The sequence below is a fragment of the Corynebacterium sp. CNCTC7651 genome, assembly GCF_021496665.1.
Classification (GTDB): Bacteria; Actinomycetota; Actinomycetes; order Mycobacteriales; family Mycobacteriaceae; genus Corynebacterium.
This window is the reverse complement of sequence record NZ_CP071246.1, coordinates 1,105,972-1,123,375: the sequence shown is the minus strand read 5'-3', so window position 1 is coordinate 1,123,375 and position 17,404 is coordinate 1,105,972. Positions and strand designations below refer to the sequence as shown.

14 protein-coding genes and 1 pseudogene are annotated in these 17,404 nt (G+C 65.9%); 12 read left to right on the top strand and 3 right to left on the bottom strand.

The window, feature by feature from the left end; translation table 11 throughout:
• Positions 1-24: 24 nt before the first annotated feature.
• Positions 25-1,092 carry a bile acid:sodium symporter family protein gene (locus tag JZY91_RS05390; RefSeq protein WP_370639269.1) on the top strand — a complete coding sequence of 356 codons (1,068 nt, stop codon included), beginning with the start codon at positions 25-27 and terminating at the stop codon, positions 1,090-1,092.
• A 65-nt stretch (positions 1,093-1,157) separates the two neighbouring features.
• On the opposite strand, the gene JZY91_RS05385 is transcribed toward JZY91_RS05390, so the two are convergent.
• Together JZY91_RS05385 and JZY91_RS05380 are read right to left on the bottom strand one after the other, a co-directional pair.
• A complete protein-coding gene (locus JZY91_RS05385; protein WP_234948907.1) occupies positions 1,158-2,834 on the bottom strand; it encodes an HNH endonuclease signature motif containing protein in 1,677 nt (558 codons plus the stop codon).
• A gap of 314 nt (positions 2,835-3,148) precedes the next feature.
• Entirely contained in the window at positions 3,149-4,567 is a 1,419-nt protein-coding gene (locus JZY91_RS05380; protein WP_234948906.1) for a PLP-dependent aminotransferase family protein, read from the bottom strand.
• Positions 4,568-4,610: 43 nt separating this feature from the next.
• Between JZY91_RS05380 and pdxS the strand changes: the two genes are divergently transcribed.
• The 9 genes and pseudogenes from pdxS to JZY91_RS05335 all read left to right on the top strand — a co-directional run bounded on the left by pdxS (position 4,611) and on the right by JZY91_RS05335 (position 14,858).
• Positions 4,611-5,486 carry a pyridoxal 5'-phosphate synthase lyase subunit PdxS gene (gene pdxS, locus JZY91_RS05375; RefSeq protein WP_234948905.1) on the top strand — a complete coding sequence of 292 codons (876 nt, stop codon included), beginning with the start codon at positions 4,611-4,613 and terminating at the stop codon, positions 5,484-5,486.
• A gap of 15 nt (positions 5,487-5,501) precedes the next feature.
• Positions 5,502-7,001 carry a depupylase/deamidase Dop gene (gene dop, locus JZY91_RS05370; RefSeq protein ID WP_234948904.1) on the top strand — a complete coding sequence of 500 codons (1,500 nt, stop codon included), beginning with the start codon at positions 5,502-5,504 and terminating at the stop codon, positions 6,999-7,001.
• Positions 7,002-7,005: 4 nt separating this feature from the next.
• A complete protein-coding gene (locus JZY91_RS05365; RefSeq protein ID WP_234948903.1) occupies positions 7,006-7,191 on the top strand; it encodes a ubiquitin-like protein Pup in 186 nt (61 codons plus the stop codon).
• A 5-nt stretch (positions 7,192-7,196) separates the two neighbouring features.
• Entirely contained in the window at positions 7,197-8,591 is a 1,395-nt protein-coding gene (gene pafA, locus JZY91_RS05360) for a Pup--protein ligase (protein WP_234948902.1), read from the top strand.
• A gap of 6 nt (positions 8,592-8,597) precedes the next feature.
• Complete coding sequence (locus JZY91_RS05355; protein WP_234948901.1) at positions 8,598-9,527, top strand: YafY family protein; 930 nt, start codon at positions 8,598-8,600, stop codon at positions 9,525-9,527.
• Positions 9,524-10,486, top strand: coding sequence for a YafY family protein (locus JZY91_RS05350; protein WP_234948900.1), 963 nt, complete (start codon positions 9,524-9,526; stop codon positions 10,484-10,486). Before JZY91_RS05355 ends, JZY91_RS05350 begins: the two co-directional genes overlap by 4 nt.
• 63 nt (positions 10,487-10,549) lie before the next feature.
• Complete coding sequence (tatA, locus tag JZY91_RS05345) at positions 10,550-10,891, top strand: Sec-independent protein translocase subunit TatA (RefSeq protein ID WP_234948899.1); 342 nt, start codon at positions 10,550-10,552, stop codon at positions 10,889-10,891.
• A gap of 102 nt (positions 10,892-10,993) precedes the next feature.
• Positions 10,994-12,055 (top strand): twin-arginine translocase subunit TatC, encoded by a 1,062-nt coding sequence (tatC, locus tag JZY91_RS05340; RefSeq protein WP_234948898.1) that lies wholly within the window; start codon positions 10,994-10,996, stop codon positions 12,053-12,055.
• Between the two features lie 14 nt (positions 12,056-12,069).
• Positions 12,070-14,858: pseudogene (locus JZY91_RS05335) on the top strand (DEAD/DEAH box helicase).
• Here JZY91_RS05335 and JZY91_RS05330 read toward each other — a convergent pair.
• Positions 14,855-15,430, bottom strand: a complete 576-nt coding sequence (locus JZY91_RS05330; protein WP_234948897.1) for a trypsin-like peptidase domain-containing protein — start codon at positions 15,428-15,430, stop codon at positions 14,855-14,857. The pseudogene JZY91_RS05335 and the gene JZY91_RS05330 sit on opposite strands and share 4 nt — an antisense overlap.
• 52 nt (positions 15,431-15,482) lie before the next feature.
• Between JZY91_RS05330 and JZY91_RS05325 the strand changes: the two genes are divergently transcribed.
• The gene (locus JZY91_RS05325; RefSeq protein WP_234948896.1) at positions 15,483-16,655 is read left to right on the top strand and encodes a M24 family metallopeptidase; all 1,173 of its coding nucleotides are present in this window, start codon (positions 15,483-15,485) and stop codon (positions 16,653-16,655) included.
• On the top strand, positions 16,652-17,401 hold the full coding sequence (locus tag JZY91_RS05320) for an SDR family oxidoreductase (protein ID WP_234948895.1): 750 nt from the start codon (positions 16,652-16,654) through the stop codon (positions 17,399-17,401). The genes JZY91_RS05325 and JZY91_RS05320 overlap by 4 nt, the downstream gene beginning before the upstream one ends.
• Positions 17,402-17,404 lie beyond the last annotated feature (3 nt).

Here is a 17,404-nt window from a genome sequence, read left to right as displayed (position 1 = left end):
GTTTCACACTATGAACAGGAGGGCATGATGGCCGCCGCACATTCACCGCTCAATGGGTCCACGCCTGTGGAGCCCGGGTTTGAGCCGGAGTTCACGGCGCAAAAAGACCGCTCCGCAGCGATTGCGGTAGCCGCCTTCCCAGCGTTCATCCTGGCCGGCGCGGCGCTGGCGTTCTTCTTCCCGGCGCCGTTCCTACCGCTGACGCAGTACATCACCTACTTCCTGATGATCATCATGTTCGGCATGGGCCTCACCCTCACCATCCCGGACTTCAAGGAGGTTGCGCGCCGCCCGGTCCCCATCTTGATTGGCGTGGTGGCCCAGTTTGTGATCATGCCGCTCGGCGCCGTGCTGGTGGCCAAGATCTTCGGCCTCAACCCGGCGCTGGCCGTCGGCCTGCTCATGCTCGGCTCTGTGCCGGGAGGCACCTCCTCCAACGTGATCGCGTACCTGTCCAAGGGCGACGTGGCACTGTCCGTGGCCATGACCTCGGTGTCCACTCTGATCGCACCGATCATGACTCCGATCTTGATGCTGCTCCTCGCGGGCGCCAACGTCGAGGTGAACGCGGCGGGCATGGCGAAGTCGCTCGCACAAACCATCCTGATCCCAGTCATCGGCGGCCTCGTGCTTCGCTACTTCCTCGACGCTTGGATGGAAAAGATCGCGCCGGTGCTGCCGTGGATCTCCATCATCGGTATCGGCGGCGTTGTCTTCCCAACTGTTGCCAAGAACCGCGAGGCGCTCATCGAGGTCGGCCTCATCGTCTTCCTCGCGGTGCTCGCCCACAACGTGCTGGGCTACCTGCTGGGATACTATGCAGCGAAGTTCACTGGCCAGCCGGAAAGCTACCGCCGCACCGTCGCCATCGAGGTGAGCACCCAGTCCGCCGGCCTCTCCAGCGGCATGGCGGGCAAGTTCTTCTCCCCGGAGGCCGCCCTCCCCGGCGCCGTGGCCGCCGTGCTGCACAACATCACCGGCGCGGTGTACGCATGGCTGGTGCGCACCCACCCCACCGAGAAGGACCTTGGGCCACATGCAGCCCGAGCAGGCAAGTCTGTTGACCCGGCTGAGGTCCCAGCTGCCACGTAGCAGAGAAGCCTCGCCGGAACAGGCACAGTTTAAATAGGCAGGGATCACTGCCCAGCCCCCCTGACCTAGAAGGGCGGGCCGTCGGGACCAAAGGGGAATGGCTCGGGAGCCCAATATCGGGGCGTGCATTTTGACGGGGTAGCCGGTGACGGTGGGGAAGCTGTCGGTGTACCCACAGCCGGTGTACCCGCAGCCGGGGGACTTGCGGGCGGGCCGTTTCTAGGTGGAGGGCCATCGGGCGACATGGCGGCACGCTTCGCCCCACGTTGCCGGAGTTTGGAAACGGCCGAGTTCCTCGCGCCGTCCGATTCGTTGAACTCTAAATCCTTGCCGGGTCTGCGGAGCCCGGCTCTGCCGGCTTCTTGGTCGTACTCCATGTGACAGCTGTTAAACATGTTGTCGCGGTGGTCATTGTTCCGTCTGTGATGCTCTCTGCAGAGCCCGGTGAAGTTCGCAATGTCCGTATTGCCGCCCTGAATCCACGCGAGGATGTGGTGGGCCTCGCACTCTGTCATCGGGGCGGAGCACCCGGCCCAAGCGCATACGCCCTGGACTGCGAGCATCGCGATACGCTGGCCCAGCGATGCCGTACGACGGTTGCGGTAGAGGTTGAGCGGCAGGTAGGTTGCGCCGTCAATGGTGAGCACGAACTCGGCGGCCCCATCGGTGCCGAGGCGGACGATGTCGAACGCATCCACATCAATACCCGAGTTGGTGGAGAACAGGGTGGTGGCGTCAGCGTCCGCAATGTCGTCCGGGGTTACCGAGATGACCAACGACGCACACCCAGCGTTCTGACGCTTCTCCTCGTCGTCGAACGACTTAAGGATGTTCACGAACTGGTCGTACATCCGCTGCTGGGGTGAACGGTAGTCCTCTACGCCCTCAGGCAAGTTGGAGTTCGCCACCAAGCCCTTGTCTAGAAGCGCCTTCGCCAAGGCTGCGTCGCCTCGGGTGGCTTTAATGTGGATATCCACCATCCCGTCCGCGCCCACAGAGCCAATTCGAGCGAAGCGCTTCTCCATGCCCGCATTCGGGTTCTCCGGCTGGCGATACTTCCGATTCTCCGCATCCACCCAGCGGCGAACTGTGGCGCGCAGGTCCCTCACATCGCGCTGTTCTGCCTCGGCGAGGGCGGCCGCCAACAAACGTGGGCGGGCACCCTTGGCTGCGTCGAGAAGCTTGTCAAGCTCCTGGCGGATAGCGTCCTGCTTGGCAGCACTCACCTTATCGGCCTGCTCGCGGGCCTTCCGCTGATCCTCGCGCGCCTTCGCCTTCTGCCGCTCGCGTTCCTCCTCCCGCTGACGGCGCTCCTCAGCCTCACGGGCGAGACGTTCCGCCTCAGTCTCGGTGTCCCCGGCAGCGCTGAAGAGGTCCTCCGCGGAGTCCTCACCATCTGGAGCGGGTGGGTCGGTCAGATCAGGCTCTGGCACCTCGGGCTCAGCGAACAAGTCACGGCCGCGGGCGAGGCGGTCAAAAGCCTCCTTTGCGCTCAGGCCCATACGCTCCTTCAGGTAAGCGTTCGCGTACTTGGCGCCGACGAGGCTGCCGGCGCCGTCCCGCTCCGCGATGTGGGCGAAGCTGGCATCCACCAGAGCCTTCGCGTGCAGCACAGCCTCTAGCCGCTCCATGTCTTCGTGAACATCCCGGAACGCAACCTCGGAAGGATCGGCGAACATGTCCCGAATCTGCAAGAGCGAATGGCTAATGGTATCGACTAGTTTGCGCAGCTCAGTAGGCATGTTCCCCTCCTTCCCGGGTGATGTTATTCGCGTTCTTTTTAGAACTTGTTCATCACCTTAGAAACCCCGCCCCACCTCAAAGCCCAAAAACGGCACTTTTCTCAAACTTTAGTATGATTCGAGTGACATATACCACAATCTCGTCGCAACATCTACACCTTCGGCACCACCAATCCCGCCAGCAACACCGACCTACGCACCACCAGCCCCACCAGCAACAGCTCGGCCCGCCCCGCCGCCTCAAAGCACCCCACAAACCCCCCTCAATACCGCCGCCTCAAAGCACCCCACAAATCCGCCTCAACACCGCCACCTCAAAGCACCTCACAAACCCCCCTCAACACCCGGACAACCTGCTCAAACTCAGCGTCGGTGAGGTGCCCAAACGCCAGCACCAACCCATCCCCGCCGGACCACAGCGACTCCACGCGCCCGAACTCCAGCCCAGCGGACTGCAGCGCGGATTCGAAGGTTTTGCGCATAAGGGGAGCGTCGAAAAGCAATTGCAGCTCCACCCCGCTCGGTGCGGAAAGCCGCACCTCAACCCCGGGGACCCGGGACAATGCGGGAACCACCTCCGCCTCCAGCACCCGCCTACGGCGTGCAATCCGGGCGTGCATTGCGCGCGTGGTGCGCCGCACGGCACCGCTGCGCAGGAGCTGGGCGATCGCGCGTTGCGTCACAGTACTCACGGGCATCCCCAGCACCTTCCGTACCTTGCGTAACGCATCGATGCTCCCCTCAGCCGCCACCACATACCCTGCGGCCAGCTCCTTGGACAGCAGCGTGGAGAACGTCCCCAGCGTCACCACCTCGGCGCCCCCGCCCAGCGACGCGAGGGGCGGCTGGGGCGATATGCGGTAGCGGAGTTCGGCGTTGAAATCGTCCTCTATAAGTACAGTGCCGCTTTCCGCCGCCCACTCGATGAGCTCCAAACGCCGCGGCGCCGGCATCGATCCGCCGATGGGGTAGAGGTGGGCAGGGGTGACCAGCAGCGCATCCAGCTCCCGCTCCAGACTCGCAACAACCACGCCCTCAGCATCGGTCCGGCACCCCACAACCTCGTGTCCAGCCAGCGGAATTACCCGCCTCAGTCCGGGGTGGCCAGGGTCCTCCACACCCACGCGCAACCCCTGCCCAAGGCTCATCAGGATCAGCAGCAACCCCTCGCGGGAGCCGCCCGTCACCACCACGTGCGCGGGGTCCACGTTCACGCCGCGTGCCAGCCGCAAATGCTCCGCAATCGCCTCGCGCAGTTCTGGCTCACCCGCCGGATCGAACCGCTGCCCGGGCGCAGCCGGCGCCGCCGAAGCTTCCCGCCACGCCCTCCGCCACGCCGCGGGGCTGATCGCACCCACGCCACTCCCGGTCGGCCGCAGTGACAACAGGGGCTTTTGCTTATCGACGTTCCCTTCAACCCAACCGCCACCTGAACCAGGCGCACTTGGCGAAGAAACCCGCAGCTCCGGATGCACGCGCGTCGGCGCGCCCTGCGAGGCAAGGAGGTAGCCCTCGCTGATCAGCTGGTCATACGCCGTCACCACCGTGCCTCGCGAGACGCCGGCCTGCTGCGCCGCCGCGCGAGTGGAGGGCACCTCGTCGCCCGGCTTCAGGGCCCCGGTAGCCACAGCTGTTCGCACCGCCGCGGCAATTTGGGCGGGAAGTGGCTGGGGGTTGGTGGAAGAAACGTCGAAAAGCATAAGCCCCAACTGGTCCAGAGAATGAATTGACAACTGGCTCTAGGAATCTACCAGTCAATCGCGCAGACTGGTCGGTATGGCTGATTTCACCGAGATTAATTCCCAGTTCATCGGCGGCGTGATCATGGACGTGGTCACCCCGGAGCAGGCGAAGATTGCCGAGGACGCGGGCGCCAGCGCTGTCATGGCGCTGGAGCGCGTGCCGGCGGACATCCGCGCCCAGGGCGGCGTGGCGCGTATGAGCGACCCGGACCTGATCGAAGGCATCCTGAACACAGTGAGCATCCCGGTGATGGCGAAGGCGCGCATCGGCCACCTCTACGAGGCCAAGATCCTGGAGCACCTTGGCGTGCACTACATCGACGAGTCCGAGGTCTTGAGCCCCGCGGACTACGTCAACCACATTGACAAGCGCGACTTCAGCGTCCCGTTCGTCTGCGGCGCGACCAACCTGGGCGAGGCCCTGCGCCGCATCAACGAGGGTGCGGCCATGATCCGCTCCAAGGGCGAGGCCGGCACCGGCGACGTCTCCGAGGCCACCAAGCACATCCGCAAGATCAAGGGCGAGATCGCTGGCCTGCAGGCCATCTGGAACAGCAACCGCGACGAGCTCTACGTCGCCGCCAAGGAGATGCAGGCACCGTACGAGCTGGTGGCGTACGTGGCGGAGCACGGCAAGCTGCCGGTCCCGCTCCTTGTCGCCGGCGGCGTGTCCACCCCGGCCGATGCCGCGTTCATGATGCACCTGGGCGCGGACGGCGTGTTCGTGGGCTCCGGCATCTTCAAGTCCGGCAACCCGGAGGCACGTGCAAAGGCAGTGGTGAAGGCCACCAAGAACTGGCAGGACATCGCCGCGGTCACCGAGGCGTCCCGCGGCCTGGGCGAGGCGATGGTGGGTATCAACGTCACCGACCTGCCCGCGCCGCACCGCCTCGCCGAGCGCGGCTGGTAGCTAGACTCTGAGCCCATGCAACGCTTCATGGGCACGGAAACCGAGTACGGCATCACCACACCCAGCGAGCCGGAGCTGAGCCCGCTGCTCACCTCCACGCACGCGGTGGTGGCGTACGCGGCGATGAACACCGCGGCACGCTCCCGCTGGGACTATGAGGAAGAAGCCCCGTTGAAGGACACGCGCGGCTTCGACCTCCAGCGCTACCGCACCGTGCCGGTGGTGGACCCGAACGCGATGGGCGTGGCTAACGTGGTCACCGTCAACGGCGCGCGCTTCTATGTGGACCACGGCCACCCGGAATACTCGGCCCCGGAGACCACGAACGCCTGGGACGCGATGGTGTATGACGCGGCGGGGGATTACTACCTGAACACCGCCGCCGCGAACATCCAGCAGCTGTGGGACGAGCAGGTGAGCGTGCTCCACCGCCACGAGCCCTGCCCGCCGGTGAAGTTCTACAAGAACAACGTGGACGGCAAGGGCCAGTCCTACGGCAGCCACGAGAACTACCTGTACAGCCGCGACACCGATTTCGCCCGCCTGACCCAAGCGCTCATCCCGTTCTTTGTCACCCGCCAGGTGATCATCGGCGCCGGCCGCGTCGGCATCGGCCAGGCCAGCGATCAAGATGGCTTCCAGATCTCCCAGCGCGCGGACTACTTCGAGCAGGAAATCTCCCTTGAGACCACGCTCAACCGCGGCATCGTGAACACCCGCGATGAGCCGCACGCGCTGGCAGACCGCTTCCGCCGCCTCCACGTCATCGTGGGCGACGCGAACATGAGCCAGTACTCCAACTACCTCAAGCTGGGCATGACCAAGCTGGTGCTCGACGCCATCGAATCCGACGTGGACTTCACCGACCTCACCCTGCAGGATCCCGTCGCGGAGATCAAGCGCGTCTCGCACGACCCCACCCTGAAGCACGAGCTCTTGCTTGCCGACGGCCGCAGGATCACCGCCATCAACATCCTCCGCGAGTACCGCGCCCGCTGCGCGGAACTGGACGGAAAAGATGACGCAGATACGCATGTGCTCCAGCTCTGGGGCGAGATCCTGGACGATCTCGAGCGAGACCCGCTCTCCACCGCGGACCGCTTGGACTGGACGGCGAAGTGGGCGCTCATCCGCACCTACCTGGACCGCGGCGTGGACATTGCAGACCCGAAGCTGAAGCTGATCGACATCCAGTACGCGGATATCGACCCCGCGAAGTCCCTCTACCACGCGCTGGTGCGCAAGGGCAGGATGAAGACCCTGGTCAGCGAGGAAGACATTCGCCGCGCGGTGACCAACCCTCCGGAGGATACCCGCGCATACTTCCGCGGCAAGGTGTCCGAGAAGTTCGGCGAGGACGTGATCGCCTCCAGCTGGCAGTCCATTATCTTCTCCGTCGAGGGTGCCCCGCGCCGGGTCTCCATGGATTTCATCGACGGCTTCACCAAGGCGGAGGTCGGCGAGGCGCTTGACCGCGCTGATACCGTCCGTGAACTGTTGCAAGAGATAGGGTAGGACCATGGCAAACCAGCAGCAGATTCACGGCACCGGCGGCGGCTCGGACGAGCAGGACGAGGCCTTCGAAGCCGGCCAGGCGCAGATCAACACCGCAGGTACGGATGACCTGCTCGATGAGATTGACGCGCTGCTAGACACCAACGCCGAAGAATTCGTGCGCTCCTTCGTGCAGAAGGGCGGGCAGTAACGCCCATGCAGGCATACCCCCGCCGCATTATGGGTGTGGAGACGGAGTTCGGCGTCACCGCGTACCGGGACGGCAAGACGGTGCTCACCCCGGAGGAGGTGGCGCGCTACCTCTTCCGCCCGGTGGTGTCCAAGCACCGCAGCTCCAACATCTTCACCCAGAACGCCTCGCGCCTGTACCTGGACGTGGGCTCCCACCCGGAGTTCGCCACCGCGGAGTGCGACTCGGTTTCACAACTCCTGGCCTACGACAAGTCAGGCGAGTACCTCTACAGCCAGCTCGCAGAGCAGGCAGTGGAGGCGCTAGCCGCGGACCGCATCGCGGCGGACGTGTTCTTGTTCAAGAACAACGTGGACTCCATGGGCAACTCCTACGGCACACACGAGAATTACCTGATCAGCCGCGAGCTGGTGCTTAAATCCTTTGGCAAGCAGCTGCTGCCGTTCCTGGTCACCCGCCAGCTCATCTGCGGCGCCGGCATGATCAAGAAAGGCGAGTTCGTCATCTCCCAGCGCGCCGACCAGGTGTGGGAAGGCGTTTCTTCGGCGACCACGCGCACGCGCCCGATCATCAACACGCGCGATGAGCCGCACGGCGACTCCCGCCGCTTCCGCCGCATGCACGTAATCGTGGGCGATTCCAACATGTCTGAGCCAACATTCGCCCTCAAGGTGGGCTCGACGCTCCTGGTCATCGAGATGCTGGAGGCGGGCTTCGAGCTTGACGACGTTGAGTTGGACAACCCCATCGCCCACATCCGCCCGATCGCCTCGGATCCGACGGGTTCGACCGAGATGCTGCTGAAGGACGGCCGTACGGTCACCGCCCTGGAGATCCAGCAGGCCACGCTGGATGCTGCGAAGCGCTGGCTGGAGGTCCGCCCGGACGAGGGCACGCCGAACGAGGAGATGGGCCGCATTGTGGACCTCTGGCAGCGCACGCTCGACGCGATTGCCAGCCAGGACTTCTCCGGCGTGGACACGGAGATTGACTGGGTGATCAAGCGCAAGCTGCTCACCCAGTTCAAGGACCGCCTTGGCGTGGAGTGGGGCCACCCGAAGCTCAAGCAGATTGACCTGACGTACCACGACATCAATCGCCAGCGCGGCCTGTTCTACCTGCTGGAGCGCAAGGGCCTTGCCAAGCGCTGGATCACGGACGAGGACATTGCCGCCGCCGCGACCACGCCGCCGCAGACCACCCGCGCCGCTTTGCGCGGCCGTTTCCTCGATGCCGTGCAGGAGGCGGGCACGGACTATAACGTCGACTGGGTGCACCTCAAGGTCAACCGCCCCGAGCCGCAGACCGTGGACCTGCTGGACCCGTTTGTCACGGAGGACCAGCGGGTGGATGACTTAATCGACTATGTCCGCGCCCACGCGGAAGGCGCAGAAGGGTAGCAGGCTGTGGCTGAATCGGATGCCGTCCGCCGGCTGGTGAACCTCACCTTTGCGCTGCTCGGGTCCGACAAGCCCCGCAGCATCGCATGGGTCGGCGACAATGTGGACGGTTACGAGGGCCGCAGCTACGAAGCGCTGGACAAGCAGATCCGCACTGATATCAAAGACCTGCGCAGGATGTGGATCCCAGTGCACATCACCAACGGTGAGCTGACCCTGAACAAGGAGCGCTACGAGCTCGCTCCCGTCGAACTCACCGAGGCAGAGGCCACCGCCATCGGCTTGGCGGCTGACCTCGCCGAAGGCGCGAACCTCGGCGCGTTCGCGCGCTCCGGCTGGACCAAACTCGCGGCATCGGGAGCCACCCGCACCTTTGACAGCCCGGCAATCTCCTCCGTTTCCAACGACATCACCCGCCTTGATCCGGAGACCTTGCGCCGCCTCCTTTTCGCGGTGCGCAAACCCGCGCGACTGACATTCACATTTACGCCAGCCGCCGGCGCGCCCACCCAACAGCGCACCGTAGACCCGTGGGGGATTGTGCCTCTGAACAACCGGGCGTACCTGGTGGGCTGGGACGTGGACCGCGGGGCAGAGCGGGTCTTCCGCATCCACAAGATCTCCAACGTCCGGTACCGCGAAGTGGGCGATTTCCACTCGGCGCAGGGGGATCTGCAAACGGTCGTCGAAAAGCTGCTGCGGGGACCTGTGGCTGACGCGGAGGTGACGGTTGCAGCCGGGGCCGGGGACGCGCTGGCGGTGCGCGGCGAGCGGGACGGCAACGTGATCCGCTTGCGCGGCGTGGAGCGGGATTGGCTGGTGCGAACTATTGCCAGTTTGGCGGGCAGCGTGGTGGCGGTAGAACCCGAGGACGTGCGCCGCGATGTGGCTGCGCTGCTTCACGCCGCTGCCGGCCAGAAAGGAGCGGCGGAATGAGTGACAAGCTTCAGCTCCAACAGCGCACTGTGCGCATTTTGAACCTGCTGGCCTACGTGGGCAAACACCCCGGCTCCACGGTGATGGAGATGGCGCGGGATCTCGGCTTGGACCCGGTCCAGGTGAGGGATGATCTTGACCTGCTCCACCTCTCCGGCCTGGGCAAGCACGCAGGCGAGATGATCGACCTGGAGCACGACTGGATGAGTGTCAAGATCATCGATTCCAAGGGGCTGGACAAGCCTCTGCGCATGACCCCCACAGAGGCGAACGCGCTGCTGCTGCTCCTGGAGTCCTTGGAGACGATGCCGGGGCTGGTGGATCGCAGCGCGGTGACCTCGGCCGCGGAAAAGATTCGTGAGGTGACGCTGGAAGGCGCGGTGGGCGATGCCCGTTACGCGGATCCGGACGGCACCGCGGCGTTCACCGACGTCATCGCGCAGGCGCTTGCGGAAGGCCGCCAGCTCGAGCTCACGTACTACTCCGTCACCTCGGATGCCACCACGACCCGCACGGTGTCTCCCATGGACACCTTCCACAACAACGGTCAGACGTACCTGCGCGCGCTGGACGGCGACACGGTGAAGCACTTCCGCTTCGACCGCATCCGGGGGGCTTTGCTTCTCGACGCTCCAATTGACAGCGCCGCCGCCTCGAGCAGCGCCTTCGATCCGCAAAACCCATTCGACTTCAGCGAGACCGCGGTGGCGGAGCTGCGCATCCACCGCACGGCTACGTGGCTGGCGGATTACTGGGATCTTGAGCTGGACGGCAGCGACATCGCTGCCTTGGAAAGCGCGGGCGTGGAGTGGGTGCGAGCCCGCTTGCGTTACGGCAGTGGGGACTGGCTTATTCGCTTCTGTCTCGGCCAGGCGGACCGCGTGGTACTGGAAGCGCCGGCGGATCTGGCCGCGGAAGTGCAGCGCCGTTCGGCTTCGGCGCTTGCAGCGTTGCTATGATCCCGTGAAGCGGACCTTTTCGCACCCGTTACGGGCCCGCGCAAACCGTTGGAAAGGACAGTCATGCCGAGTGTCGGCCTCCCCGAAATTCTCATCATCCTCGCCATCGTGCTGCTGCTGTTCGGCGCGAACAAGCTGCCGGACCTTGCGCGTTCCATGGGCCGCTCCGCACGCATCTTCAAGTCCGAGGTAAAGGAGATGCGCCGCGAGGACATGGAGGACCCCGTTACGCAGCCGGGTCAGCAGCAGATTGCCGCCCAGCCGTCGCAGTACCCGGCCCAGCCGAACAACCCGAACGATGTTGCGAACCCGGGCTACCCTGTGAACCCGGCGAACCAGGAGACGCGCAGCGCTGCGCAGCCGGACGATTTCTGGGATCGCCCCGAGAACCAGCCGCGCCGATAGACCGTGGCCAGCACACGCGACCCCGCGGCGCGGGCCTCTTCGCGGCAGGTAAAGCAGGCGAAGCGGCAGAGGCAGAGCCGCAGGCATAACCCGCAAGGGGAGATGACGCTGGTGGAGCACCTGCAGGAGCTCCGCCGCAGGATCATCATTTCGCTCGCCGCCGTTGCCGTGGGAACCGTGATCGGTTTCATCTGGTATCAGAACACCCCGCCCGGCATCACGCCGTTGGGCGAGATTATCCGCGGGCCCTACTGCAACCTGCCCGAGCACCTGCGGGCGGACTTCACCCACGACGGGTCCTGCCGCCTGCTGGCTACCGGGCCGTTTGAGATGTTCATGCTCCGCCTGAAGGTGGGTGCCTTGGCCGGTCTGGTATTGGCCTCGCCGGTGTGGCTGTACCAAACATGGGCCTTTATCACCCCTGGCCTGCACAAGAACGAGAAGCGCTACACGTTCACCTTTGTAAGCTTGGCGGTACTGCTTTTCGTCGCCGGCGCGCTGCTGGCGTACTTTGTCTTGGACAAGGGGCTGTACGTGCTCATGACCATGGGCGGCGAGGTGCAGGTAGGTGGCCTGACGGGCCAGAAGTACTACGACTTCCTCTTGGGCCTGACGCTTGTGTTCGGCGTGAGTTTTGAGCTGCCGCTGATCGTGGTCATGCTGAACCTGGTCGGGGTGCTGCGTTATGAGCATGTGAAAGATAAGCGCCGCGGCATCATCGTGGGCCTCTTCATCTTCGCCGCGTTCATGACACCTGGCCAAGATCCGTTCTCCATGCTCGCCCTCGGCACCTCGATGTGCCTGCTGGTGGAACTGTCTTTCCAATTCATCCGCTTCAACGACAAGCGCCACGATCGCGAGCGCCCCGACTGGTTGGATCTCGAGGATGATGAGGCTTCGAGCCCGATCGGCCGCGCACAACCGGTGGGTGCCGCAGCCCCCGTGCACGCATCCGGTTCCGCGCGGGGGCGGGCATCGAACGTCGCTAAGCCTGAGCCCATCGCGCCGGCCGCACCTGTGCGCAGCTACCCCAGCCCTCGCCGCACCCAAACCCCGAGCACCTCGGGCAGCACTAGCAGGAAAGCGAATCCGCCTGCGCGCCCCGCTGAGCCGCCGCAGGGTTCGAGCTACGGCAGCGGAGGCATGTTCGACGACGTTCTCTAGGTACCCTGGGGCGCATGACAACTCCCGATGCCGCGAACACAGTCCCTGAATCCTTTTTGGCTGAATATGCGGCGTCGAAAAGCTTCGCCCTGGATGCGTTCCAGATCGAAGCATGCCGCGCCGTGGAAGCAGACCGCGGGGTGCTGGTGTGCGCCCCGACCGGCTCCGGCAAGACCGTGGTCGGCGAATTCGCGGTGGCGCTGGCGCTCTCCCGCGGCACCAAGTGCTTCTACACCACGCCGATTAAGGCGCTGAGCAACCAGAAGTATCACGACCTGGTGGCGCAGCACGGCGAGGATGCCGTGGGGCTTTTGACTGGGGACGTCAGCATCAACGGCAGCGCCGAGGTGGTGGTGATGACTACCGAGGTGCTGCGCAACATGATTTACGCCGAGTCCCCGCAGCTGGAGCGCCTGTCCCATGTGGTGATGGATGAGATCCACTACCTCGCCGACCTGGACCGCGGCGCGGTGTGGGAGGAGATCATCCTCAACCTGGACTGGATGACTCGGTGAACCTCATCGGCCTTTCCGCCACGGTGTCCAACTCGGAGGAGTTCGGCGAGTGGCTGGGCACCGTGCGGGGTGATACCGCCGTGGTGGTGTCCGACCACCGCCCGGTGCCGCTGAGCCAGTACATGATGGTGGGCCGCAAGATCTTCCCGCTGTTTGAGCCGGGCACGGACGGCAGGGTGAACCGGGACCTCGAGCACACGATCGCCCGCATCGAAGCGGGCAGTGCGGACGAGGGCCGCCGCGACTTCGAGGAGGGGCGCGGCTTCCGCTCACGCGCGGCCGGTCGGCGCAGCGGGCACGAGCGCGCCCAGGACAAAATCCGCCCGGTTGGCCGCCCGGAAGTGGTGGCCGCCCTGCAGGGGCGCGACATGCTGCCCGCCATCATCTTCATCTTCTCCCGCGCCGGGGGCGACGGGGCGCTGTTCCAATGCCTCCGCTCCCGCAAGGAGCTGACCACGCCGGAGGAGCAGGACGAGATCCGGGCGATTATCGACGACGGCGTGCAGGACATCCCGGAGGAAGACCTGCAGGTGCTCAACTACCGCCAACTTCGCACCGCGTGGATCCGCGGTTTTGCCGCCCATCACGCCGGCATGCTGCCCGCGTTCAAGCACATTGTGGAGCAACTCTTCGTCCGCAACCTGGTCAAGGTGGTCTTTGCCACCGAGACGCTTGCGCTGGGCATCAACATGCCGGCGCGCACCGTGGTGCTGGAGAAGCTGATCAAGTTCAACGGCGAAGCGCACGTGGACCTCACGCCCGGCCAGTACACGCAGCTCACGGGCCGCGCTGGCCGCCGCGGCATCGACCACATCGGCAACGCAGTGGTGCAGTGGGCGCCCGCGATGGATCCGCGGGAAGTGGCCGGCCTCGCCTCCACCCGCACGTACCCGCTGGTGTCCCCGTTCACCCCGGGCTACAACATGGCTATCAACATGCTGGGCATGAACGGCTACGATGCTTCGATCCGCCTCATCGAGCAGTCCTTCGCCCAGTTCCAGACGGACCGCTCCGTGGTGGGGGAGGTGCGCGACATCGAGCGCCTGCAGTCCAAGGTGAACAAACTGCACGAACAGCTCGAGCGCGACATCGCCTCCTTCGCCCCGCCGTCGGATGACCCGGCGGGAGACTTGGTGGAGTACTTGGAGCTGCGGCGCGACCTCTCCGATGCGGAGAAGGAGGCCCGCCGCCACTCCGTGGAGGACAGGCAGGTGGAAACCCGCACCATCCTGGCCCGCCTGACGGTGGGCGAGGTCATCGCCATCCCCGGCAAAAAGATGCCGGAACTCGCCGCGGTGGTGCAGGCCGCCTCCCGCAAGGATGATCCGAGGCCGTGGGTGACCACGGAACGCGGGTGGTCCGGTCGCATCGACACCTCCACCTTCCGCAACCCGCCCCTGGTGGTGGGCCGCATCAAGGTGCCGCGCCACATGCAGGAACAGCCGCGCAAGCACACCCGCAAAGTGGTGGAGATGCTGCGCCGCGGCAACTTCAACGCGCCGAAGAAGATGCGGGGCGAGGCCCGCACCCGCCCCAACAAGCAGGTGCTGGCGCTGCGCGAGGCAATCCGTAACCACCCGGTCCACCACTGGCCCGCGGCCGATCGGGAAATGCTGGCACGCGTGGGCGAAGAGCTGGTGCGCGAGGAGCGGAAGCTGAACAAGCTCTCCCGGCGCGTGGATGCCTCCACGGATACGCTGGGCCGCACCTTCGAGCGCATCATTGGCCTGCTCACCGAGATGGATTACGTGGAGATTGTGGACGGTGAGCCGCAGGTCACCGAAGAGGGCGAGCGCCTCGCCCGCATCCACAACGTCTCGGACCTGCTGGTGGCGCAGTGCCTGAAGCGCGGGATCTGGGACGAGCTGGACCCCGCTGAGCTCGCTGGCGTTGCATCAATGGTGATCTTTGAAAACCGCAAGGCCACCGGCGGTTCGCCGGAGGCCGCGACGGAGCGCATGGCGGACGCGATGCATGAGACGATGCGCATCTACGGCGAGCTGGTTTCTGACGAAAAGCGCCACCAGCTCCCGGTGACGCGCATCCCGGATGCCGGCTTTAGCCTCTCCATCCACCAGTGGACGGCCGGCGCGCCGCTAGGCTACGCGCTTGCCGCGGCCGCGGAATCGGGCGCCGAGCTCACCGCGGGCGACTTCGTGCGCTGGTGCCGCCAGGTGATCGACCTGCTGGAGCAGATTGCCAAGACCGGGTACTCGGACGACATCCGCCACAACGCCAACCGCGCCATCGACGCCATCCGCCGCGGCGTGGTCGCCATCGGCAGCTAACGGAGGGCTTCGAGCTTTTCGACGATCGCTTTCGGTAGCACCGACACCGTGGCCACCCCGAGGTTCTTCTCACACGGATCGAGGATGAGGGACTGGGTTGCGAAAATGTGGCCGTCGTAAAGCACGGGCCCTCCCGAATCCCCCTTGACGGCGCGCGGGGAGTTGAGGATGAGCGCGGCGGGGCGTGCGATGGTGCTGCGGCTGCGGGAGACCGCGAGTGGCAGGGCCGTGAGCAAGCGGCCTGGGCGTGCCGCGACCTGCTGAGATTGCCCGCCGAATCCGAGCGTGACCGTGCGCGCGAAGGGGAGCGGGCACGGGCCGAAGGTTGGGAAGGCGTCGACAACGTCGATGGCTTTGGTGAGCGTGGCCAGCGCGATGTCTGTGCCCGGGAAGCGCTCCAGGTGCTCGATGCGGCGGCGCGTGCCCGCAACAGTGCAGGTGACGCGCTCAAGTTCGAGATCCGGGGCGAAGAAGTGCCCGCACGTCAACACCGTGGCCGGGCCGACGAGTGTGCCGCTGCAGTAGCCCGCCGCGCCGGCGATGCGCGCAAGGTGGGCGAGAGAAACTGGCACGCAGGCGAGTCTAGCCAGCAGCCGCCACCAGGGGTGGCTCTACGATGGGCCCATGCCGTTTTTCGATGATGCCGCCTACACCGCCCGCCGCGATGCCGTGTCCGCAGCCCTCGCCCCAGCTCATAGCGCTGGACTGGTAGTGGGCACCGGGCCGGAATTCGCGTACCTCACCGGCTCCGCGATGCGTTCGCACGAGCGCCTAACGGCCCTGGTATTCGCGCCTGGCGGCGGCGTGCTTGCCGTGGCCCCGATGACGGACGTGGACACACTGCGGGCCGAGGGAGCCCTGGACGGCGTGGAGCTCGTAGGGTGGCGCGACGGGCAGGACCCGTACGCGCTGGTCACGGAGTTCCTGGCCGGTGCTGCCGACGGCGGCACCGCGCCCTCCGTCGAGGGGGCCAGCGCTGCCGGAGGCATGGCCGCGGTGGATATTGCCCCGGGCTTGACGGCGGACCACACCTTCGCGCTGCAGGACCGTCTCGGTGCTGCGGGGTTAGCAACCCGACTCATCGACCCCGAGATCGGCGCATGCTTCAGCGCCAAGGACCCGGCGGAGATCGCGGAGCTGACCAAGGCGGGCGCAGCCATTGACCGCGTGCATGCCCGGGTGCCGGAGCTCCTTGCGCCCGGGCGCACCGAGAGGGAGGTCGCGGCGGACCTCGCCGAGCTGATTCACGCCGAGCACCAGCGCGCGGACTTCATCATCGTCGGTTCCGGCCCGAACGGCGCCAACCCGCACCACGACTATTCGGATCGCGTGCTGGAAACGGGCGACATCGTGGTGGTGGACATCGGCGGCCCGCTGGATTCCGGCTACAACTCCGACTGCACCCGCACCTACGTTGTGGGCGGGGATCCAGGCGCGGCTGATCCCGAGGCTCTCGCCGCGTATGAGGTCCTGCACCGCGCCCAGCTGGCGGCGGTAGAAGCGGCGCGCCCCGGCATGACCGCAGGCGAGCTCGACGCGGTTGCGCGCGACATCATCGCCGAGGCCGGCTACGGCGAGTACTTCACGCACCGCCTGGGCCACGGTATTGGGCTGGCGGTGCACGAAGCGCCGTTCATCATCGGCGGTAGCGAGGTGGTGCTGCGCGAGGGCATGGCGTTTTCCATCGAACCCGGCATCTACATCCCGGGCCGCTTCGGCATGCGCATCGAGGACATCGTGGTCCTCACCGCCGACGGTGCGGTGGCCCTCAACTCCCAGCCGAGGGACCTGCGATGACATCAGCTTCTCACGGCGCAATCCTGCTTCTCGGCGCCACCAGCGACATCGGCGGCGAGATTGTCCAGCGCATCTGCGCCGGGCGCCACGTGGTGGCCGCGCTGCGCGATCCGGAGGACGGCGGCCGAGGGGAACGCGTTGCGCAGCGCCTGCGGGAAGCCGGGGCTGCACGGGTGACGACGATGCACTTCGACGCCGCGGACCTCGAGTCCCACCGCCAGCTAGTGCAGCGCGCCGCGGAAGACGGCGAGGTGACCACCGCGGTTGTCGCCTTCGGCATCTTGGGCGACCAGGAGCAGGCGGAGCACGACGAGGGCGAGGCCGTGCGCATCGGCACCGTGGACTATCTCGCGCAGATCAGCATGCTCACAGTGCTGGCGGATGAGATGGAGCGAGGAGAGATCTACGCGTTCAGCTCCATCGCGGGTTGGCGGGCGCGCCGCGCGAATTACGTCTACGGATCCACCAAGGCGGGGCTCGACGCATTTTGCCAGGGCCTCGCCGACCGGCTGCACGGCACGGGTCTGAACCTGATCACGGCGCGGCCCGGGTTTGTCATCGGATCCATGACCGCCGGCATGAAACCCGCACCCATGTCCGTGACCCCGGACGTGGTGGCGGATGCCGTGGTCGCGGCCGCCGCGCGAGGCAAAAGTGCAACGGTGTGGATTCCCCGCCGCCTCGCCGCGCTCGCGTTCGTGATGCGCCTGGTGCCGCGCCCGATCTGGCGGCACATGCCGAGGTAGGCG

Coding starts and splice junctions, on each gene's coding strand:
- JZY91_RS05390 (WP_370639269.1), top strand. CDS start 25: ATGATGGCCGCCGCACATTCACCGCTCAATGGGTCCACGCCTGTGGAG.
- JZY91_RS05385 (WP_234948907.1), bottom strand. CDS start 2,834: ATGCCTACTGAGCTGCGCAAACTAGTCGATACCATTAGCCATTCGCTC.
- pdxS (WP_234948905.1), top strand. CDS start 4,611: ATGGCTGATTTCACCGAGATTAATTCCCAGTTCATCGGCGGCGTGATC.
- dop (WP_234948904.1), top strand. CDS start 5,502: ATGCAACGCTTCATGGGCACGGAAACCGAGTACGGCATCACCACACCC.
- JZY91_RS05365 (WP_234948903.1), top strand. CDS start 7,006: ATGGCAAACCAGCAGCAGATTCACGGCACCGGCGGCGGCTCGGACGAG.
- pafA (WP_234948902.1), top strand. CDS start 7,197: ATGCAGGCATACCCCCGCCGCATTATGGGTGTGGAGACGGAGTTCGGC.
- JZY91_RS05350 (WP_234948900.1), top strand. CDS start 9,524: ATGAGTGACAAGCTTCAGCTCCAACAGCGCACTGTGCGCATTTTGAAC.
- tatA (WP_234948899.1), top strand. CDS start 10,550: ATGCCGAGTGTCGGCCTCCCCGAAATTCTCATCATCCTCGCCATCGTG.
- tatC (WP_234948898.1), top strand. CDS start 10,994: ATGACGCTGGTGGAGCACCTGCAGGAGCTCCGCCGCAGGATCATCATT.
- JZY91_RS05325 (WP_234948896.1), top strand. CDS start 15,483: ATGCCGTTTTTCGATGATGCCGCCTACACCGCCCGCCGCGATGCCGTG.
- JZY91_RS05320 (WP_234948895.1), top strand. CDS start 16,652: ATGACATCAGCTTCTCACGGCGCAATCCTGCTTCTCGGCGCCACCAGC.